The organism is Sphingobacterium paucimobilis HER1398, from assembly GCF_000416985.1.
Taxonomy (GTDB): Bacteria; Bacteroidota; Bacteroidia; order Sphingobacteriales; family Sphingobacteriaceae; genus Sphingobacterium; species Sphingobacterium paucimobilis.
This window is the reverse complement of record NZ_ATDL01000016.1, coordinates 149,365-172,179: the sequence shown is the minus strand read 5'-3', so window position 1 is coordinate 172,179 and position 22,815 is coordinate 149,365. Positions and strand designations below refer to the sequence as shown.

The following is a 22,815-nucleotide window of genomic DNA, read 5'->3' as shown; positions in this document are numbered from 1 at the left end:
TTCTTCTTTAAATGAATAAATTTTATTAGTCTTGTAGTTACAAAAACTTAAACTTTACAAAATATAATCAATCAATGGATTCGAAAAACCTAAACGCTCAAAATGGCCAGTCTACGGTTGGCCCGATGATAATCATCGGAGCACTTTTCTTTATCTTCGGTTTTGTCACATGGCTAAACTCACTCCTGATTCCCTATCTCCGTATTGCTTGCGAGCTGACAGAAGTTCAATCGTATTTCGTTACTTTTGCTTTTTACATTGCCTATTTGGTCATGGCACCAGTATCGACATGGATACTTGACAAATACGGCTTTAAAAAAGGAATGTCCATCTCTTTAGGAATTATGGCTATAGGTGCTTTACTTTTTATACCTGCAGCGTTCTCCAGAACCTACATAATTTTCTTAATTGGTTTATTTATCATGGGAGGTGGCTTAGCGATACTCCAGACGGCTTCAAACCCCTACATTACCATTATCGGACCCGTTGAGACTGCAGCAAAACGCATCAGCATCATGGGAATCTGTAACAAGTTCGCTGGTGCGGCAGCTCCTATTATCTTAGGACTATTCTTAAACCTTGGCGAGGCTGACAAAATAACCAAACAAGTGGATAGCATGAGCCCTACAGAATATGCTGCTGCTCTAGACCAGGTCGCTCTACAGGTTGTCAATCCCTATATAGGCATTGTTATCGTCTTGATCCTATTATCGATCTGGATTTCTAAAGCCAATCTGCCTGAAGTAAAAGGAGATGAAGAAGAAACAGCAGATCATCACACGGTCGCAGAGGATAAAAAAAGCATATGGAGCTTCCCTCACGTCATCTTAGGTTTCATAACGCTATTCCTATATGTAGGTGTCGAGGTATTAGCCGGAGACACGATCATTGCTTATGGTGTATCACAAGGGGTGAGCCTAGAAGATGCTAAATTCTTTACAGGACTGACTATGGGAGCAATGGTAGTAGGATATATCATCGGTATTATATGTATACCCAAATACCTCAGCCAAGAAAATGCATTAAAACTATGTGCAATCCTCGGTATAGCTTTCACGGTTACTATTGTAGTTACATCAGGTATGACGTCTTTACTTTTTGTAGCTTTATTAGGTCTTGCGAACTCCCTAATATGGCCAGCCATATGGCCTCTAGCGCTTAAAGGCGTAGGTAAATTCACCAGTGCTGCATCGGGATTGTTAGTAATGGGTATAGCTGGTGGAGCTATTATCCCTTTACTCTACGGACAAATCGCACATGTTGTCGGCTCACATCAAGCCTATTGGATTGCTTTGCCTTGTTATCTATTTATTTTATATTATGCTATTGCTGGTCACAAAGCAGGAAAAAAGAATGTTACGCATTAATCAATAGACGTTTATATAATAAGAAAGGTGTTAGATAATATCTAACACCTTTCTTATTATATAAATCGATGTATTCCAGCAGGACTAATACAGTACTGCAGCCTAATATCCCACTCACCGACGTCTGATATATGGTCTACGGGTTCAAAGTAACTCAAACCTACCGTCTTGACTTCAGGGCGGCACTTTGCTAAAAAACGATCGTAGAAACCTTTTCCATATCCGACCCTATTGCCCAGCTGATCAACAACAAGCAAGGGAACCAATACCACATCCAGTGCCGTCTCTTTTACTAGGCATCCATCTACAGGTTCTAATATTCCCCATTTATTAACTTCTAGAACCGTAGACTCGTCCCATACATAATGCATCATCTCACGCTTTTGAAAATCTGATCTAGAAATCACAAAGCGTATATCAGGATGCATAAGCTGCAACCATTCCTTAAAACGTAAGGTATCAGGCTCCGTCGCTCCTTGCATTGGAAGATAAATATGCACAAAGTTTACACCCGACCAATCCAAACTCTTCAATGTCAGTAAAAGGGCTTCATCATAAGCTTCCCGTAAACAAGGATCAATCTGAGTGCGTCTTTCCTTATACTGCAGCCGTAATTCCTGTTTCGTCATTTTTGATGCCTTATTTGAACATAAAAAACGGCCTTGCAGCTGAGCGCTTACAAGACCGAATAATCAACCTAAACCTAAAATCTTTATTATTTCACACGCTCAACGTAATCGCCGCTTTGCGTATCAACTTTTACTCTATCTCCCTGATTAATAAAAAGAGGCACGTTAATCTCTACTCCTGTCTCGACAGTTGCCTTTTTCAAAGCATTGGTAGAAGTATCTCCTTTTACAGCAGGTTCTGTATACGTAATTTCCAACTCTACACTCTTCGGTGTCTGCGCCATAATCGGTTCTTCACTTTCAAACGCTACAATTACGTTCATACCTTCTTTCAAAAACCGTGCCGACTCACCAAAAAGAAATTTCGGGATATTGAATTGTTCATAGCTGTCGTTATCCATCACTACGAAAAAATCCCCATCCTCATAAAGGTATTGGTAGTCACTGGTCTCAACACGTGCGATTTCGACAGTCTCGTCCACTCTAAAACGATATTCAACCAACTTCCCCGTCTTTACATTTCGCATCCTAGCTTGATAGAATGCACGCAAGTTACCAGGTGTACGATGTATATATTCTTCTACCGCAACTAGTTCACCGTTAAAACGCAAAATATTTCCTGATTTTACTTCTGAAGCTTTAGCCATTGGAATTGTACTTTTTATTTTCTGCTACAAACTTAGACAAAATGCCTTGCATGTACAAGAGTGTTACTTGATTAATCTAGGTTACTTATAGTCCAATATCGAAACGAAAGCATCGCAGAACTCATATTCCCTTTCTTGATTAGAGCCTATGATAAGAATTCTATTATTACAACATGTTTTATCCAAAAGTTCCAAATACCAACCCTCACCCTCGGTATCCATATTGCTGTTAGGCTCGTCCAAGAACAGGAGAGGCGCATTGCTACAACAAGCTAGAGCTAATTTCACACGTTGCTTCATCCCAGACGAAAAATATTTGATTTCTTTATTGCGGGATTTATCCATCCCCAGGATCGAGATGATCGCTTCTTTGTCAAAGCCCTGGAGGTATGTTTTAAACTTAAAATGAAACTCAAGCAGTTCACTCAATGTAAACTCTTCGATAAGTTCAATATAGGGTGCAGCTATAGAAATGTAATTGTAGATTTCTTCGACAGGAATACTATTACCTGCCAAAGAAAACTCGATTATCCCCTCGCTTGGTGCAAGTTGGCCAGTCAACGTCTTGATCAAAGTAGACTTACCTGAGCCATTGGGACCTAAAATTGCATATTTGTGATTGGCGGAAAATGTATAATCAATTTTTCTAAAAATCCATTCTTGATTAAATCGTCTTCCTAAATTGTGTAAAGTTATATTCAATAATCGAACCTTTTTAAATTAAACACCTATTTTGCCTTGATTAAAACCTCTGACAACTCCGCGATTAGAGTTACGTACAAAAGCAAGAATCTCATCTCGAAGTTCCGTAGCTTCAAATTCGGCTTCAACCAAATCTAATGCTTTCGACAGATTTCTATTCTGAACAAAAAGAACCCGATAGATATTTTGTATTTCGGCAATTTGCTCCGAAGTATAACCGCGCCTTCTCAGACCTACAGAATTGACACCTGCATACGAAATAGGCTCACGAGCCGCCTTAATAAAAGGGGGGACATCTTTACGCACCAAAGTACCGCCGGTTACAAAAGCATGCGAACCTATCTGACAGAACTGATGCACAGCCACCAACCCTGCTAAGACTACATAATCACCTACGGTAATATGTCCGGCCAAAGTGCTCGAGTTAGAGAAGATACAATTATCTCCGACAAAGCAATCATGGGCAATATGGCTGTAAGCTTGAATCAAACAGTTCTTTCCTATTACGGTCTTGTACCTATCACGAGTACCTCTATTTATAGTTACACACTCGCGAATCGTTGTATTATCTCCAATTTCTGCAGTAGTGATCTCTCCTTCAAACTTCAAATCTTGAGGTTCTCCTGAGATAACCGCTCCCGGAAATATCTTACAATTCTTACCGATTCGAGCACCATCCATAATAGTAACATTCGAACCTATCCAAGTACCTTCTCCGATTACCACATCTTTGTGGATGGTACTAAAAGGTTCTATGACTACATTTGGAGCTATTTTAGCTTCAGGATGTATATATGACAACGGTTGTATCATTTAATTAAATTATTGTCTTACTTAACTTTTATAATCTGCGCCATTAATTCTGCCTCACAGACGATCTTCTCTCCAACCATCCCAACTCCTTTCATACGTGCAATCCCTCTACGGATAGGCTCCATCAACTCACAGCTATAGATAATTGTATCACCAGGAACAACCTGATTTTTAAATCGTGCACTTTCTATCTTCAAAAAAAGCGTCAACCAATTCTCCGGGTCAGGCACTGTATTGAGTACCAATATCCCCCCTGTCTGCGCCATTCCTTCTATACGCAATACTCCCGGAAAAATAGGAGTACCAGGGAAATGCCCCATAAATAGATCTTCATTCACCGTTACATTCTTCAACCCAACCACGTGTGTTTCCGAAAGTTCCAATATTTTATCAATCATCAAAAATGGCTGACGATGAGGCAAAATATTCATAATTTGAACCGTGTCGTAAACGGGTGCAGCGTGAATATCATACGTATTAATTTTCTTTTTAGCCTTATCTCGCTTAATTTGATTTTTAATACGTTTAGCAAAAGAAACATTAGCCGCATGCCCAGGCCTTGCCGCCATGATGTGCCCTTTCAAAGGGCGCCCAACCAACGCCAGATCGCCAATCATATCTAACAATTTATGTCTCGCAGGCTCGTTTTGATAACGCAACTGTATATTATCCAATATTCCTTCATCTGCTACGGTAACTTTTTTATTGAAAAGATCCTGTAACTTATCCAGCTCCTCCGTGCTGACCTCTTTGTCTACTATAACGATGGCATTTGACAAATCGCCACCTTTGATTAGATTATTATTTACTAAAGCCTCTAACTCATGTAAAAAGCAGAATGTACGCGAAGAGGAAATCTCCTTTTCAAACTCATCGATCTGACTGATTGAAGCATGCTGACTCCCCAAAACAGGAGAGTTGAAATCAATCATACAAGTCAATCGGTAACCATCCAAAGGCATACCTACGATTTCGACCTTGCGATCTCCATCTACGTAATGTATATTCTCTTTAATTTCGTAAAAATCACGATCGGCATCTTGATCTACAAAACCTATTTCCTTCAACTTTTGCAAAAAAATAGTTGAACTACCATCCAAAATAGGAACTTCAGGGCCATCCAAATCAATCAAAACGTTATCAATTTGAAGACCAATCAATGCCGCCATCAAATGTTCGATTGTACTCACGGAGGCACCATTTTCAGATATGGTTGTACCTCTAGATGTATCTGTCACATTATCTGCATCAACAGAGACAACAGGCTGTCCTTCCAGATCAACACGTCTGAACTTAAACCAATGATTCTCAGGAGCAGGTTTTATAGTCAGGGTAACTGATTTACCTGTGTGTAAGCCCACACCAGAAATAGTTAATTCAGATTTTATAGTCCGTTGCTTCGTGTTCATTTCCTCCATATTTATGGCTATTGGTTTTATTATTTATCTTTTAGTTTCTGTTCTAGCTCCGCTATACGTTTTTCCAAACTTGGCAACTTAGCGTATAGAACCTGAGAACGTAAATGGGCAGTCAATGGGGCGAAAGGCGTTCCCGCCCATTTCATATTTTCTTCTTTTATACTTTTGTTAATGCCAGATTGCGCTTGCACCTGTGTACCGTCAGCGATCGTAATATGTCCCACTATTCCTACCTGCCCTCCCAAGATCACTCCACTGCCGACCTTAGTACTACCGGACACCCCTGTTTGTGCAGCGATTACTGTATTGTTGCCAATTTCGACATTGTGTGCTATTTGAATCAAATTATCTAACTTGACGCCCTTTCGGACTATTGTTGATCCCATAGTCGCTCGATCTACCACCGTGTTCGATCCTATTTCAACACAATCTTCGATTACGACGTTGCCAATCTGAGGAACCTTTTCATAGCTACCGTCCGGTTGAGGCGCAAAACCAAAACCATCACTCCCTATCACAACCCCTGCATGCAAAATCACATTGGATCCAATGACACAGTCGTAATAAACGGTAACTCCAGGAAACAGCACACAATCATCTCCTATACGAACATTGTCCCCAATATATACTCGTGGATATATTTTCACATTGTCCCCGATTGTCACATCACGTCCCACATATGCAAAAGCACCAATATATCCCCCTTCTCCAATTGTCGCTGTCTCGTGAACATATATCTGCTCGTCTCTACCCGAACGTTCATTGCGTAACGAGTGATAAATCTTCAACAATTCTGAAAACGCAGAATAGGCATCGCCTACGCGAATCAGTGTACAAGAGACTGCCTTTTGCAACACTAAATTTTGGTTGACGATGACAACCGCAGATTTCGTGGTATATATATAGTGTTCATATTTAGGATTAGATAGAAACGATAACGTTTCGGCAGATCCTTCCTCAATTTTTGCCAATTGAGATACCGAAACATTAGGATCTCCCTCTATTGTTCCGTTCAGTAACGTTGCTATTTGTTCAGCTGTAAATTGCATTTAACTACAAATGTATCTTTTTTTCCCAATTTGTTTTCAACTTTTTTATTCCTATGACCTACTCCACAGACCTTAACTCTTTTGGGTAGGTCAAGGCATACTTCACCACCCGCCGTGACAAGGCCTCTAAATTTGACAGATCGGAGGCTTCTGCAATCTCTAATATTTCACCCCGATTATTTAAAATCTTTATGGGCTCCTTTTCTGCATTGTATGCAGAGTTTTGTACTTCTTGGTGATAGACAAGATAGTCAATATCACTATCTTTCAATCCAAAGTACTGTTTTGCTTTTCTTTTTACCTCATCGATCTCGTTCTGATCAAAATCATGACTCCTCATCTCCGTCACAAAAAGATTCCGTTGCAACAGACGTTGACACAACATATGGAGCACAGGATCACTATGGGATTCCCAGGCCTTTATAGCGGACAGAATATCTGTATCATCCAGTTTGGTAAACCAATCCAAATGAACGGGATCTTTTACGAATGAAACTGCATCCAACTGTCCATATAGAAAATGGGAAAAAGCGGGTGATGCAGACAACACTTCACCTCGTTGGCAGAGCATTCTTGCTCTTTTCAATATTTTAATAAGCATTTGCTCCGCAGCGATCACTGTTTTATGCAGATAAACCTGCCAATACATGAGACGGCGAGCAATCAAAAACTTCTCTACAGAATAGATCCCTTTAGCTTCGACAACGAGCTCACCATCTTTTACGGTAAGCATCTTAATGATACGATCAAAAGATATCACACCCTCCGACACCCCCGTAAAAAAACTATCCCTATTCAAATAGTCCATTCGATCTGTATCCAATTGTCCAGAAACCAATTGATGTAAAAATCGACGCGGATATTGGCCATTGAAAACAATAATCGCCAAAGACAAGCGTCCATTAAACTCTTTATTCAACCTATCCATTAAGAGGGCAGAGATCATTTCATGTGAAACTCCCTCAATAAGCGAATGTTCTAGTGAATGGCTAAATGGACCATGTCCAATATCATGCAATAAGATAGCGATGAGTGCCGCTTCCTCTTCTTCCAAACTGATATCGACATCTTTACTTCTCAACGTATCTATCGCTAATTGCATAAGATGCATGGCACCGACAACATGCTGAAAGCGGGTATGTAGCGCTCCAGGATAAACCATATGCGTCATACTCACCTGCTTAATATAACGGAGCCGTTGTAGATAGGGGTGCTCGATTAAATCAAAGATCAAGCCCGACGGAATCGTGACAAAACCGTAGACAGGATCATTAATGATTTTTTTCTTATTCAATCCCACTAATCTTTAAGAGTTTTCGTAATTTTAAACTTGTCGATTAAAATCTACAAGCATATCATCTAAGATAAGCGCAAAGATACACACAATGCAGTTAATTAATGTTAAAAAATAGCGTTTTATCGGGATTCTAACTAGGTTAGTTTCAAATATAAGTTTATATTGAAAAATTGGCTTTTCGACTTATCAAATTCTGCTAACCTAATCGGGCTTGTTTTAACAACACTGTAGCAGCAATTGTAAAATATCACAGAACAACATGGCAAAAACACATATACTTTGGGCAGACGACGAAATTGAATTTCTCAAACCTCATATTCTTCTACTTGAAGAAAAGGGGTTCAAGGTACGAACCGTCAACAATGGCAACGATGCTGTAGATGCTTTCAAACAAGAGCCTTTCGACCTGGTTTTTTTAGACGAGAACATGCCCGGCCTTACAGGATTAGAAACACTTAGTATACTCAAAACGATAAATCCAACCACTCCGACTATACTGGTAACAAAAAACGAAGAGGAGCATCTCATGGAGGATGCCATAGGAGCAAAAATTGATGATTATCTGATCAAACCAGTAAATCCCAGGCAAATTCTACTAACGATAAAGAAATTTACAGAAAACAAAAGGATCGTCAACGAAAAAACATCGATGGCCTACCAACAAGAATTCAGGAACTTGGGTATGATCATCAATAATGATTTAAATTTTGACGAATGGGCCGACGTCTATAAAAAACTTATCTATTGGGAACTGTCTCTAGAAAAGTTAGAAGATGAAAGTATGCATGAGATTCTCACAATGCAGAAGGCAGACGCCAACACCACCTTTTCTAAATTTATAGAAAGGAACTATCTCAAGTGGATTAACAATCCCGACACCAGCCCCGTATTATCCCATCAATTGTTCAGAAAAAAAGTATTTCCAAATCTTCAGCCCGAAAAACCCACATTTTTCTTCTTAATCGACAATCTACGATACGATCAATGGAAAGTAGTAAACGATGTGATCACCGATTACTTTAGACTTGAAGAAGAAGACAATTACTACAGCATACTACCTACTGCTACACAATATGCGCGGAATGCTATCTTCAGTGGACTCACACCTTTAGAAATGGAAAAGCGTTTTCCTGATCTTTGGCAAAACGATGAAGACGAAGGCGGGAAAAACATGCATGAAGACAAGTTCCTTGCAGATCAGATCAAGCGATTATACAGAAGAGAGATCAAGCACAGTTACACCAAGATACTTACTCTTGAGCAAGGAAAAGAAGTTCTAGACAATATCAGCAACTACATGCAAAATGACCTGAATGTACTTGTTTACAATTTTGTAGATATGCTCTCCCATGCAAGAACCGACATGGCCATGATCCGAGAGCTAGCGAATGACGAGGCAGCCTACCGCTCATTGACAGTATCTTGGTTTGAGCATTCCCCATTGTTTGATGTTTTAAAATGGCTATCTCAAAAAAAAGTACGTGTGATTATCACAACAGACCATGGAACGATTCAGGTAAAAAAGCCGAGTAAAGTTATAGGTTACAGAAATACAAACACCAACTTGAGATACAAACAAGGTAAAAACCTCAATTATATAGACAAAGATGTTTTTATTATACGTAATCCACACGAAGCACAGCTCCCCAAACTGCATGTCAGCTCCACTTTTGTTTTCGCTAAAGAAGAAATATACTTTGTCTACCCGAACAACTACAATCAATTTGTAAATTATTATAGCGGTACATTTCAACATGGGGGTATATCGTTAGAGGAAATGATCATCCCGTATGCTACATATATACCAAAATAGGTATTTTTGTCCCCTATGGAAATCAATGTAAAAGCTTTAACGGAATTAAAAGGAGCGGCAGCACAGATTATAGAAATATATCCGGACAGCCGGGTATTTCTTTTCTACGGGACAATGGGAGCAGGAAAAACAACCTTGATCAATGAGCTTTGTCAACAGCTCGGTGTACAGGACCATACGTCTAGCCCCACATTCTCCATAGTCAATGAATACGCCTCCGACAATGGTCCTATCTTCCATTTTGATTTTTATAGACTAAAGAGTGAATCCGAAGCTTTTGATTTTGGATACGAAGAATACTTCTATTCTGGCAATTATTGCTTTGTAGAATGGCCAGAAAAGATTCCAAATCTACTACCGGTGGATGCCATTAAAATCAACATTACGGTAGTTGATTTTCAAGCCAGAACAATATCCATTGAGAAAAAATAATTTTTTTCGATAAGCTGCGCAACCTTTTGCTGCATTCCATCGTCTTCCTATTAACCAACATCAATTAATTGGAAAATAATAATCTATATATAATCTGGCAAGCGTGCAAAAAAGAAGACAGAAAAGCACAGGCTGCATTATATGACTATTTTTCAAAGAGAATGTTGGCTGTATGCATGCGATATGCAAACACGACACTTGAGGCAGAAGACATCTTGCAGAATGGGTTTGTCAAGATTTTTACCAAGCACCATCTATATGATGGAGTGGGGTCTCTAGAAGGCTGGATCAAAAGAATCATGATCAATGTCGCCATAGAAACCTATCGGAAAAATAAAGAAAAAAACACCGAATCCATAGAAGCAAATGATGCCTGTCAGCTGACAAGTCAAATCGGTACAGATCAGACGGCGTATAAGGATCTCTTAGCTCTAGTACAACAATTGCCATTAGGCTATCGCACGGTTTTTAACCTGTACGCCATAGAGGGATACACCCACAAAGAAATTGCTGAAATGTTGGATATCTCGGAGGGCAGTTCCAAATCACAGCTTTCTAGAGCTAGACATTGGTTACAAAGTAAATTGACAAAGTTAATGCATTAAGTCATCATGAAAGAGGAAGAAATCGATACATTGTTTCGAAATGCTTTTCATGAAGCAGAAGAAACACCAGATCAAAACGTATGGGAGAAAATTGAAAAACAGCTGGATGAACAGAAACAAGTGATCCAGATTCCAACGGGGAGAAATACCTGGTTGAAATATGCTGCCGCTGCCATCCTGATACTTGGCTCTGTCCTTACATGGTTAAAGATAGACAATGACAGCCATCACTTTACACCAGAAAAAAACGTAAGCATAATATCTGATAAAGACAGCTTCCCTTTACCAAGTGCTATAAAAAAAGAACAGACCGCCACCTCTGAGGTAACGTCCAAAGAAAGAACAGAGCAAGAAAGAACAACACCTCTGCCCATACCAGCAGCACGACTCGCACGAGGTACAACAAATGATCACTTAGAGCAGAAGAGAAAACAAATAATCCTATCGACCGATGATGTAGAACCGGCAAAACCTATGCTCGCCAGTGCACAAAGTCTGTCACAACGCAACACAACAGATCTACCTGTGCGTCAAGTCACAGAAATAGAAGGAATAAAACCGTTAATAAGTTTTGAAGAAGAGACAGAAAGCATGTACGCCAACACGTCGCATGAGTCATCAAATCAGAATATAGTAACATCTATATTAAATACGATATCAGACAAACTGGAAGTAAGTACCACAAAGGATATTCGATTTCGAGCAGATGAAGAAGGCTCTTTTCGTATAGATATAATAAACTCACTAGTTAAAAACCGTAACAAAAAAAAATAGAACGATGAAAGCATTCAATCTTAAACATGGCGTCTTAGGACTACTATTCATCTCCTTATCCCTATCTTCTGCTCAAGCACAAGAGGCTACCGACCAACAGGATAAAGACCTAGAAATTAGCATAGGTATTAAAGACAAATCAAATAACACCAAGTACCCTAGGGTTTTTGGCGGGCTCACCTTCACACGTATCGACTGGGGATTCTCCAGAATAATGGATGATGGAAAATTCACGCTCTCGGAAGACAATGATTTCTTAACATACAAAAAAGCATCTAATTTTGGATTTGACATCCTCCAATTCGGCGTAAGATTTAACGACAACTTCAAGACCTATCTTTCGACCGGCTTTGAGTGGAACTACCTACGTCTGAAAAAAAACATCGTTTTAGAGCAAGATGCACAATCGCTATCTTATAAGGATATCGACCCCAATGAGGTAAACTACTCCAAAAATATACTGACTTCAACCTACCTTAGACTACCCCTCGCTTTGGAGTGGCGCAGCGCTCAAAATACAAAAGGAGATCGTGTAAAAGTTGCCTTTGGGGCTATGACTGGAATCCTACTAAAAGGTACCCAAAGACTAAAGAGCAAAGAACAAGGTAAACAAAAGTTCAGAGACAACTACAACCTTGCAAGCTTTCAATACGGTCCCTTTGTACGTGTAGGTTATGATTATTTTGGTGTGTTTGCCAAATACTATGTCAATGATATGTTTGAAAACAGCCCTGACCAAAAAGGTTTAAATAATTTCACTTTTGGACTCACCCTAGGTTTTTAGGCCTTAATAGAAAAAATCATTACTTTTATGCCGAAATCACATTTCGGCATTTTTTATGGCTCAATCTAAATCCTCTTGTCAATATGTTCCTTCTGATATACAAAAAACAGATGTGTCATTAATACATGGCCGTCAGGTCAGCAGCATATTTGACGGCAAAATACGTGTCGTCGCGGTAGATAATGTGGATTTCGATATTCAACAAGGTCAAATAACAGCGATCATAGGCGAATCAGGGAGTGGAAAAAGTACATTATTAAAACTGATATACGGTCTTTTAGAACCTCAATCTGGTGAGATTCGGTACAAAGGATGGCTAGTCCCTACTCGAAAAGACAAACTGATCCCCGGTCACGATGCAATGAAACTGGTCTCGCAAGGTTTCGACGACTTAAATTTATATGCCAAAGTCTGGGACAACATAGCTTCTCAACTGCCCAACACCAACCTAGACCATAAGAAGTCAAGAACAGAAGAGATGTTACAGCGTTTAAAAATAGATCATCTCGCCCAGCAACGTGTTGCGGATCTGAGTGGTGGAGAACGCCAACGTGTGGCGATCGCAAGGGCTCTTATCAATGAACCGGAGGTACTATTGATGGACGAACCTTTTAACCAAGTAGATGCCGCATTTAGAGATGATTTACAACAGGACATTCGCCAGATTGTGGACGAGCTCGGTCTTACCGTAATCCTTGTCTCACACGACCCAGCCGAAGTATTGGCCATGGCGGATGCGCTGATCGTCATGAAGCAAGGAAAAATTGTAGACTTAGGATCTCCTGAATCATTGTACTATACTCCTCGAAACCCGTATACAGCCATATTATTAGCGAAAAGCAATGTATTGACAAAAAATCAGGCATTAAGCATTCCCATACACACATCCGAACCCATTGCCATCCATCAAGAATGGATTGATGTCGTCCCGGATGAAAATGGAGATTTTTGGATTAAAAACATCCGCTTTAGAGGCTTCTACAAAGAATATGTTATAGGAAATGGAACACTATCTCTACATGCTATTGTAAATACGCCTACCCCTCTTCCTAAAAACAGCCCTGTGAAATTACATATAAAACAGCACATCACATTTAACAACTAAAATCAGAGAAGCAGAAACTGTCTGTCAAGCCAAGCCAACATAGCAGCAAACCAATCTCCATCCTCTTTCTTATTAAACAGACCAAATCCATGATCTCCCAATTGATAACGATATAATTCATTGGGAATCCCATATCTATTCAAAGCTTCTTGATACAGAAGACTATTTGCTATTGGAACACCACCATCGTCCTCTGCATGCACAAGATAAGTCAAAGGGGTATAAGGACTGACCTGCTTTTCATTAGAAAACCGCATCACATCACTATCTTTAAAAACCGGTCCTATCAAGTTTTTCTTTGATCCTTGATGTGTAATACCGTCTAGCATCGTAATAACAGGATAAACCAACACTGAAAAATCAGGCCTTAGACTTCCTGCTTCTGTCTCCCCAATATAAGAGGTGTCAAAATGAGTGGACAAGGTCGATGCTAGATGTCCTCCTGCCGAAAACCCTAAAACGCCGAGCTGTCCAACATCAATGCCATCTGCCTTCCCATTTTTTCGGATATAGGCAATGGCAGTCTGTGCATCTTGTAGCGGTGCAATTCTTTTGTCCAGCATCTGACTATCTACGGGCAACCTATAACGAAGTACATAAGAAGCATAGCCGAGCCCCTGTAAACGCTTTGCCACATCGTGCCCCTCATGCCCCATAGCTACACGCGAGTATCCCCCACCGGGAATAATCAAAAAAACCTTAGTTTGTATCTGTTTTTCTGGTCTATAACAATATAATGCAGGAATATTGTCCCCTAGATCTACACCTTCTTGTACATTTAGAATCCCTTCTGGATAAAACTCAACCTTTTCTTGTCCAATTCCAAGCTCAATCATCATCATAAAAAAAATGAACACACACGCATATTCAATCGGCTGCATTTTTGCTCCCCTATTGATTTACAACAATCATCAAACTCAAGTCCTTATAAGGAATATCAAACTTTTCAGCCATATCCTTATTCGTCAAGCTTCCCTGATACAAATAAACAGCATTGCGCACCCCTGTATGCCCCCATATCAAATTGCTTATCCCGCCATAATCTGCTATCTGTAACAAAATAGGGGTAAATATATTGGTCATAGCATAAGTCGCTGTACGGGCTACCCTCGATGCGATATTAGGAACACAATAATGAATAACCTCATATTTCTTGAAGACAGGACGATCGTGAGAGGTAATCTCCGAAGTCTCAAAACAACCACCTTGATCGATGGAAACATCAATGAGAACAGAATTTGGTTTCATCTTAGAAACCGTCTCCTCCGAGATTATACACGGCGAACGTCCGTTCTTTGCTCTCAACGCTCCAATCACAACATCACAAGATAAAATAGCTTTATTTAGAATAATCGGTTGGATTACCGAAGTAAACACCCGTGTACCAACATTATTTTGCAACCTACGCAATCTGAATACCGAGCTGTCAAAAACCTTAACCTGAGCACCCAGTGCGATAGCAGTTCTTGCCGCAAATTCCCCGACTGTACCCGCGCCGATAATCACGATTTCTGTAGGAGGCACACCGGTGACTCCCCCCAGCATCAATCCCTTCCCTTCAAAAACATTAGACAAATACTCGGCTGCTATCAAAATAGAAGTTGCACCCACAATCTCGCTCATAGCACGTACAACCGTGAGATGCCCACCCTCGTCTTGAAGATACTCATAGGACAATGCAGTGATCTGTTTCTTCATCATAGCCTTCAAGACCTCCAAATCCATTAACGAAGGCTGTTGTGATGATAACAGAATTTGCTTATTTTTCATCAAGGCGATTTCTTCAATAGTCGGACTTGCAATCTTAATAATGATATCCGCTTTAAAGACTCTTTCTTTCTCATAAACGATCTGCGCCCCTTGTTCACTATAATGGTGATCCAGGAAATTAGAGGCCTGTCCCGCACCACTCTCTATAAGAACCTCGTGCCCGTGTTCTACCAAAAGCGCCACAGACAAAGGGGTCAACGCTATCCTATTCTCCTGAAAAACAATCTCTTTTGGTATACCGATGATAAGTTTACATTTCGAACTTCTTATCGATTTATAAGCTTCTTGAGTCTGTCCAAACACCTCTGATGCAATCCTAGTCATATTACCCATCTCGAACTAATTAGTGAGGTAAATATAAATATATTATAGTAAGTTTCAACCAATTAACGCCACAAAAACAATAAAGATAAAACTCTTACAATTTTCTGCTACATTTGTAATGATCACCACGTAAGATTATAAATGAAATTATTCAGAGTCATCAATCATGTCAAGATTGTCCCTAGATGGATTATTTTTTCGTTGGATCTATTTGTTGCTGCAGTAACATTTTTAACTGCATTTGCGCTCTTTCATAACTTTCAATTTTACACGATTTCGCCAAATGAATTTGCCACACAATTTCTATTGTGCATTGGCGCCACAGCGATATCCTTTTCTATATTTCGGCTGTATTCGGGGATTGTTAGGTACACCAGTGCTGCCGATTCCATAAGAATATTATCAACGATCTTATTTACTATCATTATACTTTTTGCACTTAAGCTTTTTGGACTGGCATTTCGCGCACCCAAATTCATAGACAGCAGACTTATCATTATCTACTCGCTATTTCTTTTTGCAGGATTGATCACTTATAGGACTTCGATCAAAATATTTTTTCAATACTCCAAGACAGCACGAAAAATCAAGAAAAACACGTTAGTATTTGGAGCTGGAGAGTTAGGTATAGCGGTAAAAAGAACATTTGACCATGACCTAACGTCTAACAAAATCATTGTAGGCTATTTGGATGACAACTCTTCCAAAATTGGAAAATCCATTGATGGCGTTAAGATATTTGGCTCTGAAGAGCTAACCAAAGTCATCTACAAATGTGCTGTAGACGAACTCATCATCGCAACCCCATCTATCCCTCCTGATAAAAAATCAGAGATTATAGAAGTATGCCTTGAACACAACGTGTCTGTACTAACGCTTCCTCCGATCAAAAAAATAATGAATGGAGACCTGACGGTCAACCAAATAAAAAATGTCAGGATAGAAGATTTACTGGACAGATCTACTATCAAGTTAGAAAATGAGGCTGTTCTGGAACAACTACGGGGCAAACGGATATTAGTAACAGGTGCTGCCGGGTCAATTGGAAGCGAAATAGCCAAACAACTCGGACAGTATAGTCCACAAATGATTATTTTGTGTGATCAAGCTGAATCCCCATTACATAATCTGCAATTAGACCTTCAAGAAAATTTTAAGGATCAGCTCTTTCATACTTTTATTGCAGATGTCAAGAGTAGAGAGCGGATGAAAATATTGTTTGAGACTTTCAGACCGCATGTTGTATACCACGCCGCTGCTTACAAACATGTCCCTATGATGGAAAACCACCCTATAGAGGGGGTAAAGACAAATATTTTTGGTACGATGAACCTAGCAAATCTCGCCGTAGATTTCAATGTGCAAAAGTTTGTCTTCGTATCCACGGACAAAGCGGTCAACCCAACAAATGTGATGGGAGCGACTAAGCGTATAGCAGAGATATACGTACAGTCACTCAATACCAAAATAAATAAGGAGAACAAAACAGGGACAAAATTTATCACCACTCGCTTTGGCAATGTACTGGGATCGAATGGTTCGGTAATACCTAGATTCAGAGAACAGATCGAAAAGGGTGGTCCCGTAACCGTAACTCATCCCGAAATAACCCGCTACTTTATGACTATTCCAGAAGCGTGTCAACTTGTTATCGAGGCAGGAAGCATGGGAGAAGGCGGAGAGATATTCGTATTTGATATGGGAAAATCAGTCAAAATTGTGGACTTGGCCCAGAAAATGATCAAGCTATCCGGCTATATCCCCAACCAAGATATAGAAATAAAATTCACCGGTTTACGACCTGGCGAGAAACTATATGAGGAGTTACTCAATGACTTAGAGAACACCCTGCCTACGCATCATCAAAAGATCATGATTGCAAAAGTCAGGGACAACGATTTCGAAACAATATCTAATCAACTAGAAAAGCTATTGGAGATTACAGCCTCACAACACAATACGAACATCGTCAGACAAATGAAAGTTATTGTTCCCGAATTTAAGAGTCAAAACTCAGAATACGAACTATTGGACAAACACCGAGAAGTTCGTACCTCTTAAGAGGCAATAAATTAGCATTTTATAACAACAAAGTGTTGCAAATATTTAATAAAAGTGTATTTTTGCGTTCCGTATAATTATTTAAAATAAACTAATGTCAACGAATATCAATTCAACCGAGAAAAAGGGTTCATTTTTTCAAGACAATCAAAAGAGTGTGGTTTTTATCCTAGGAGGAATCATTGTATTGATTTTACTTTATATTGGATATCAAAAGTTCTATCTTGCCCCTCGGGCTGAAAAAGCTACTGATGCTATGTATAAAGCAGAAGAATATGCTTTAATTGACTCCTTACAGAAAAAGGCGATAGAAGGTGACGGAGCATTTTTGGGTTTCAAAGAAATCGCAGATGAATATTCAAATACGCCTTCAGCAAATATCGCTAACGCTTATTTGGGCGGCCTATACTTGCGTCAACAGAATTTCCAAGAGGCCATCAAATATCTTAAAAAATACACCGAAACAGGTAGTGAGATACTGGATCCATTAATAATCGGACTCATTGGTGATGCGTATTCAGAAAGCCACGACTATAAGAACGCGGCTGACTACTACAAGAAAGCTGCCGATAAGTCGAAAAATTCCTATACAACACCGTTGTTTCTAAAAAAACTAGGTCTAGTCTATGAACAACTGAATGAAAACAAACAGGCGGAAGAGGCTTATTCTAAAATCAAAACAGAATACCCGGAAAGCGCAGAAGCTTCTACAATAGATGGGCCACTAGCTCGTGTACAAGCAAAACAATAATATTATTATAAAACATATTAAAAAGGCTGCTTCATAAGCGGCCTTTTTAATTAAAAAACAGAGTTTCATCATGTCAAGTAGCTTAAAAAATTTATCTGATTTTTCACATCTACAAGTTAAAAGTGCAAAAGGAATAAAATTTGCGATTGTAGTGGCGCAATGGAATGCCGATATTACAGGAGCATTGCTCGCAGGTGCAGTAGACGGCTTATTAAAACATGGATCTACTGAAGAAGACATTCAGGTCATCGAGGTCCCTGGCAGCTATGAGCTCATCTCAGGAGCAGATATAGCCCTTAGAAACAAACAGTTCGATGCAGTCATCTGCCTGGGGTGCGTTATACAGGGAGAGACCCGTCATTTTGACTTTATCTGTGATGCCGTCGCTAATGGAATTGCAAATGTCAGCATCAAACACAATAAACCTGTTATCTTTGGCGTATTAACTACAGACAATATGCAACAGGCTTTGGATCGCGCAGGCGGAAAACATGGCAACAAAGGGGAAGAAGCAGCGATCACAGCAATTCAAATGTGTCATATAGCCAAATCATTCTAGTTGGTATTGTTTTTGATAATCTTTAGAACATGAACAGGAAGTTAGTCTTTTTGAGCTGTCTAATTATTGTTACCGCGATTTTATCATCTTGCGGCACACAATCGACATGCGCTGCCTACAACACATATCCAAAGAAAAAACATAGGACAAGATAATTGTTTACAGATGTAAAAAAAATAGTGATATGAGACACTTTCGATTTACACTTTTCTTCATTGGATCCGTACTTTTATTCGCTCCCTGGACGCTGAATGCACAGGAGCAACAGAACGGCAAAAATCTCGTTGAATTATCTACAGGAGAAGCCAATAAATGGGCCAATACCCGTTATTTACTCTACACGGCTGTTGGTCCATCAAATATCGCTGGATTTGGTAATGACCGTACTTTTCTCATTGACAAAAGAACAGGAGACTGTCGCTTTGAAGGAACCAACAAAAACAGCGAAAATATCGTTCTGCTATTCAACTATAAGACAAAGAGAACAAAAAAATATTTTATCAACACACAAGAAAGTAAAGAAAATATAGCTGACTTGGCAGAGAACATATTCACCCAGTTTTTCAACGACACCCAAATGCTTTTTCTTCCTGCTTTTTTGAGCAACAATCCTTCTAGCATCACTGATGTATCTCAAAAGATATTCGATGCGGATAAAGTTAATATCATTTCGTTTTCCCATCTCCCCACATTTGGTGATACTGCGATAGACGGCAAGATATCAGTGACTAATAAAGGCGAGATTAAATCCATCAGTATAGACCATACAGCATTCAAAACCTCGGTAACCAAAGATATAGGAGAAGGGATCTTACTGCCTACAGTCTTCGAGAATCGAGAAACTTATCGATTCCAAACAGTAGCAGCCTTTACGGAAATGGAAGCAGGAAAATTCACCGATTTTTAAGTACAGCATGATTTGGAAAGATATTACCTCAATGAACTTACTGCAGGATATGTATGCCTGCGATACCACCTATATTCTATTTAAACATAGTACGCGTTGCCCAGTAAGTGCGATGGCTAAACGAAATCTAGAACAAGACAAGAACCTCATCCCAGAAGGCACGGTTATATATTATCTAGATTTAATTGCTTATCGGGAAATTTCTAACGCAATAGAACAGCTTTGGGAAGTAAAGCATGAATCCCCTCAATTGCTTGTTGTTCGAGGACAAAAATGTATTTACAATGCCTCGCATTCCGAAATCGAAATGCGAGATATTGTACCTTTTATTTCTTAAAATAAGAAACCTGCCCTAGACGTCCCTCCTGATCAATCACAGCAAAAGCCAAAGTTTGCCCTTGTTTATAAACGACAGGTTGCCCTTTCTCATAACGATTACTCTCTAAAGAAGGTAAAGTGCCATCCAAAGTATAATAAATAGAAAAGCCTGGGTATTCAGCATTGGCATACACAGCATCGTTGATCTCCTTTAAACCGACTCCCGGAAGTCTAAACTTGACATTTGGCGCCAACTTGGGCAATTCATGAAGCCCTACTTTATGAATAAAACCAGCATAGTCATTTTCTATACCCTTCAAGCTAAACCCAGCTTCATCTTCATAGTTGCGTTTAGCAGACCAAGCTCGTTCTGCCAGCGCAAAAAAACGAGGAAATACCAAGTAATCCATCTGTTCTTCTGTCAGAACAGTCTCGGCCCACAATCCACCTTTTATACCCAAAAAATTAGCTTTTCCTTTCTCCGTCAACCTAACACGATTAGCAAATCCTTTTTTCCCCAACTTCTCTCCACTGTAATAAGTGTCTATATTGGCAAAAAAAACTTCTGGCAATAACGAGTAGGAATGGAATAAATCAGCGTACGTCGCCCATTTTAAGCCAGGCTCCATAAAATTAGTATTCCACATCATATCGAAATACATATTAGAGGCACTGATAAGAACAGTCTGATAACCCGCATTTGCCAACCTATATGCAAGATCTTCTTGCCCTCCACCTATTACATTATTCCAGACATCCACCTGGATATTCGACTTATTAGGTAACATTGGGTTCACCACCATCCCATCTCCCTTATTAACCATGCCAATCTCTTCCCAACCCGCCATATCTAATCCCTTTGCGGTACAAATTTCATTCACTCGCTGTATGTAATAAGGCCAGACCTCATGTGTAGACTTCATGCCCTCTTTCTTCATCAGCGCATCAATCCGAGGTGACTTGGTCCATACGCCACTAGGTACCTCATCACCACCAATAGAAATCTTCTTGAATGGGATACCTGCCTCTTTGTACATAGCGATAAACTCGTCTATCACTTTTTCTAAAAATGCGTACGTAGAGGGCAGTGCTGGGTTGATGACATTATCACCAAAATGCTGTACAGAATTGTATTCTGAACGATCCTCTGGATCGTACAGCAGATATCTCTCCGCCTCCGCCTGCTTTCCTAAGGCCATAAAATGCTCATAACGCGCTTCCATCGCCTTTATTGCTGCTCTTGCATGGCCTGGAGTTTCTATCTCTGGGACGACAACAATATTACGGTCATGAGCATACCTTAGGATTTCAATAAAATCTGCCCTACTTAAAAACTGATTATAACCATGGTTCCCTCCTGACCCATAGCCTGGTTGCAAAGAACTCCCATCTTTAAACAAAGGAGACCTTACGGCACCGATAGCAGTAAGCTCAGGAAGAGATGGGATCTCTATACGCCACCCCTCATCGTCTATAAAATGAAAATGGAATACGTTAAGCTTATACCTCGCCATCAAGTCCAAGTACTTTAAGATAACAGCTTTATCCTTAAAATTCCGTGCGATATCCATCATGAAACCCCGGTATGCGTACCTTGGCTCATCCTCAATCTGAACATAAGGAATATGACGAGCTTCGTGCGAAAAATACATGGCAGGACTCAAAAGAGAGACCAACGACTGCAATGCATACTGGGCACCAGCCCCTGAACTGGCTTCAACGTGTATTCCATCATTAGAAACCGACAACCTGTACCCTTCCCTATTCAACCCATCAACTTGCTTAATGACAAGTTGAGCGTCTTTCTCTTTAGAAGGAACAACCTTCAGACCTTCAATAGCAGGCACTCCATTAATAGCCCCTAATCCCATACTTAAACCCGGCGACACAAAGCAACCTACTGTTGCAGGCAGCTCATAACTTCCCTTTCTCGAACGTATTGACTTAGGAGTGGGGAAAATCAATGGTACTGTGGCATTCTTGTTTAGCTTTTCATTACGTGCATATAGAGAGGCATTAAAACTATTCTGTTGTAAGGCTGGGAGTGTGATAGGATCATAAGAAACATTCTCTACAGCGTGATAAACCTTTGGATCATTTTTGTCTTGAAAATAAAAACCATTGGGCACTGTTGAGATATTGGAGATTGCATATTGAGTGGTATACACCGTCACCAACGAATCATTAGGTGCTAAAATCTGATTGGCAAACTCCAGTTTAAACAGATTGCCTCGTTGATTGGAAAACGCATATTTTTCTGTCTTCTTGTCAATCACTGGATACATTGTGTTAAACCACAAATCCCATTTACTCAAATCCAGATCAGCAGTCGATATATTTCTGATAACTAATACCAAATCTAAATTATCACTGCCATTATAGCTTTGGCTTGTTCTCCAGCTTAATTGAGCCTGTTCAGCCACTGTAGTTTGTTGAGCAAGCACCGCATGCCCCATAGAAATAAACGCTAAAAACGTCGTTAGAAATAGTTTACCCATATTCAAGTTCTGATTGATATTTAAAAATACAAATACAATTGCATTAAAAAAAACAATTTGTTTTTGGATTGTACAATATTAATTCTATATTTGCACACCGAAACACACAAAGGCCCGTTCGTCTAGGGGTTAGGACGCAAGATTTTCATTCTTGAAACAGGGGTTCGATTCCCCTACGGGCTACAAAAAGCG

At 39.8% G+C, this 22,815-nt stretch carries 22 protein-coding genes and 1 tRNA gene; 13 read left to right on the top strand and 10 right to left on the bottom strand.

Translation table 11 applies throughout. From position 1 onward, the window contains the following. Positions 1-74: 74 nt before the first annotated feature. Entirely contained in the window at positions 75-1,367 is a 1,293-nt protein-coding gene (locus M472_RS37635) for a sugar MFS transporter (protein WP_021071149.1), read from the top strand. A 56-nt stretch (positions 1,368-1,423) separates the two neighbouring features. Here the strand turns inward: M472_RS37635 and M472_RS37630 are convergent, their stop codons facing one another. From M472_RS37630 to M472_RS37600, 7 genes are all read right to left on the bottom strand, one after another. Further along, positions 1,424-1,996 (bottom strand): 5-formyltetrahydrofolate cyclo-ligase, encoded by a 573-nt coding sequence (locus M472_RS37630; RefSeq protein ID WP_021071148.1) that lies wholly within the window; start codon positions 1,994-1,996, stop codon positions 1,424-1,426. A gap of 86 nt (positions 1,997-2,082) precedes the next feature. Then, the gene (efp, locus tag M472_RS37625) at positions 2,083-2,643 is read right to left on the bottom strand and encodes an elongation factor P (RefSeq protein WP_021071147.1); all 561 of its coding nucleotides are present in this window, start codon (positions 2,641-2,643) and stop codon (positions 2,083-2,085) included. An 81-nt stretch (positions 2,644-2,724) separates the two neighbouring features. Then, positions 2,725-3,345 carry an ABC transporter ATP-binding protein gene (locus M472_RS37620; protein WP_021071146.1) on the bottom strand — a complete coding sequence of 207 codons (621 nt, stop codon included), beginning with the start codon at positions 3,343-3,345 and terminating at the stop codon, positions 2,725-2,727. A gap of 18 nt (positions 3,346-3,363) precedes the next feature. Beyond that, positions 3,364-4,158 carry an acyl-ACP--UDP-N-acetylglucosamine O-acyltransferase gene (gene lpxA / locus M472_RS37615; protein WP_021071145.1) on the bottom strand — a complete coding sequence of 265 codons (795 nt, stop codon included), beginning with the start codon at positions 4,156-4,158 and terminating at the stop codon, positions 3,364-3,366. A gap of 17 nt (positions 4,159-4,175) precedes the next feature. Continuing rightward, positions 4,176-5,567 (bottom strand): bifunctional UDP-3-O-[3-hydroxymyristoyl] N-acetylglucosamine deacetylase/3-hydroxyacyl-ACP dehydratase, encoded by a 1,392-nt coding sequence (locus tag M472_RS37610; protein ID WP_031301874.1) that lies wholly within the window; start codon positions 5,565-5,567, stop codon positions 4,176-4,178. Between the two features lie 29 nt (positions 5,568-5,596). After that, positions 5,597-6,625, bottom strand: a complete 1,029-nt coding sequence (gene lpxD / locus M472_RS37605; protein ID WP_021071143.1) for a UDP-3-O-(3-hydroxymyristoyl)glucosamine N-acyltransferase — start codon at positions 6,623-6,625, stop codon at positions 5,597-5,599. A 58-nt stretch (positions 6,626-6,683) separates the two neighbouring features. Next, positions 6,684-7,919, bottom strand: a complete 1,236-nt coding sequence (locus M472_RS37600; RefSeq protein WP_031301873.1) for an HD domain-containing protein — start codon at positions 7,917-7,919, stop codon at positions 6,684-6,686. Positions 7,920-8,181: 262 nt separating this feature from the next. Between M472_RS37600 and porX the strand changes: the two genes are divergently transcribed. The 6 genes from porX to M472_RS37575 all read left to right on the top strand — a co-directional run bounded on the left by porX (position 8,182) and on the right by M472_RS37575 (position 13,435). Beyond that, the gene (gene porX, locus M472_RS37595; RefSeq protein ID WP_021071141.1) at positions 8,182-9,735 is read left to right on the top strand and encodes a T9SS response regulator signal transducer PorX; all 1,554 of its coding nucleotides are present in this window, start codon (positions 8,182-8,184) and stop codon (positions 9,733-9,735) included. Positions 9,736-9,750: 15 nt separating this feature from the next. Further along, on the top strand, positions 9,751-10,167 hold the full coding sequence (gene tsaE, locus M472_RS37590; protein WP_021071140.1) for a tRNA (adenosine(37)-N6)-threonylcarbamoyltransferase complex ATPase subunit type 1 TsaE: 417 nt from the start codon (positions 9,751-9,753) through the stop codon (positions 10,165-10,167). A gap of 68 nt (positions 10,168-10,235) precedes the next feature. Beyond that, positions 10,236-10,772, top strand: a complete 537-nt coding sequence (locus M472_RS0122925) for an RNA polymerase sigma factor (RefSeq protein WP_022829399.1) — start codon at positions 10,236-10,238, stop codon at positions 10,770-10,772. A gap of 6 nt (positions 10,773-10,778) precedes the next feature. After that, positions 10,779-11,546: a hypothetical protein gene (locus tag M472_RS37585; RefSeq protein ID WP_021071138.1), complete on the top strand. Its 768-nt coding sequence runs from the start codon at positions 10,779-10,781 to the stop codon at positions 11,544-11,546. 4 nt (positions 11,547-11,550) lie between these two features. After that, positions 11,551-12,330 (top strand): outer membrane beta-barrel protein, encoded by a 780-nt coding sequence (locus tag M472_RS37580; protein WP_021071137.1) that lies wholly within the window; start codon positions 11,551-11,553, stop codon positions 12,328-12,330. A 55-nt stretch (positions 12,331-12,385) separates the two neighbouring features. After that, the gene (locus M472_RS37575; RefSeq protein WP_021071136.1) at positions 12,386-13,435 is read left to right on the top strand and encodes an ABC transporter ATP-binding protein; all 1,050 of its coding nucleotides are present in this window, start codon (positions 12,386-12,388) and stop codon (positions 13,433-13,435) included. A gap of 2 nt (positions 13,436-13,437) precedes the next feature. On the opposite strand, the gene M472_RS37570 is transcribed toward M472_RS37575, so the two are convergent. Beyond that, positions 13,438-14,292: an alpha/beta hydrolase gene (locus M472_RS37570; RefSeq protein WP_235049515.1), complete on the bottom strand. Its 855-nt coding sequence runs from the start codon at positions 14,290-14,292 to the stop codon at positions 13,438-13,440. A gap of 34 nt (positions 14,293-14,326) precedes the next feature. Further along, complete coding sequence (locus M472_RS37565; RefSeq protein ID WP_021071134.1) at positions 14,327-15,538, bottom strand: alanine dehydrogenase; 1,212 nt, start codon at positions 15,536-15,538, stop codon at positions 14,327-14,329. A 132-nt stretch (positions 15,539-15,670) separates the two neighbouring features. Here M472_RS37565 and M472_RS37560 point away from each other — a divergent pair, with 132 nt between their 5' ends. From M472_RS37560 to ytxJ, 5 genes are all read left to right on the top strand, one after another. Beyond that, positions 15,671-17,590 (top strand): polysaccharide biosynthesis protein, encoded by a 1,920-nt coding sequence (locus M472_RS37560; RefSeq protein ID WP_021071133.1) that lies wholly within the window; start codon positions 15,671-15,673, stop codon positions 17,588-17,590. Positions 17,591-17,684: 94 nt separating this feature from the next. Then, a complete protein-coding gene (locus tag M472_RS37555; protein ID WP_021071132.1) occupies positions 17,685-18,341 on the top strand; it encodes a tetratricopeptide repeat protein in 657 nt (218 codons plus the stop codon). A gap of 70 nt (positions 18,342-18,411) precedes the next feature. Further along, positions 18,412-18,900, top strand: a complete 489-nt coding sequence (ribH, locus tag M472_RS37550; protein WP_021071131.1) for a 6,7-dimethyl-8-ribityllumazine synthase — start codon at positions 18,412-18,414, stop codon at positions 18,898-18,900. A gap of 184 nt (positions 18,901-19,084) precedes the next feature. Next, the gene (locus tag M472_RS37545) at positions 19,085-19,807 is read left to right on the top strand and encodes a hypothetical protein (protein ID WP_021071130.1); all 723 of its coding nucleotides are present in this window, start codon (positions 19,085-19,087) and stop codon (positions 19,805-19,807) included. A gap of 31 nt (positions 19,808-19,838) precedes the next feature. Next, complete coding sequence (gene ytxJ, locus M472_RS37540; RefSeq protein ID WP_235049514.1) at positions 19,839-20,144, top strand: bacillithiol system redox-active protein YtxJ; 306 nt, start codon at positions 19,839-19,841, stop codon at positions 20,142-20,144. On the opposite strand, the gene M472_RS37535 is transcribed toward ytxJ, so the two are convergent. After that, complete coding sequence (locus tag M472_RS37535) at positions 20,134-22,623, bottom strand: beta-N-acetylhexosaminidase (RefSeq protein ID WP_021071128.1); 2,490 nt, start codon at positions 22,621-22,623, stop codon at positions 20,134-20,136. The two genes, ytxJ and M472_RS37535, sit on opposite strands and share 11 nt — an antisense overlap. A 111-nt stretch (positions 22,624-22,734) precedes the next feature. Here M472_RS37535 and M472_RS37530 point away from each other — a divergent pair. After that, positions 22,735-22,806: transfer RNA gene (locus M472_RS37530), tRNA-Glu, on the top strand. Positions 22,807-22,815 lie beyond the last annotated feature (9 nt).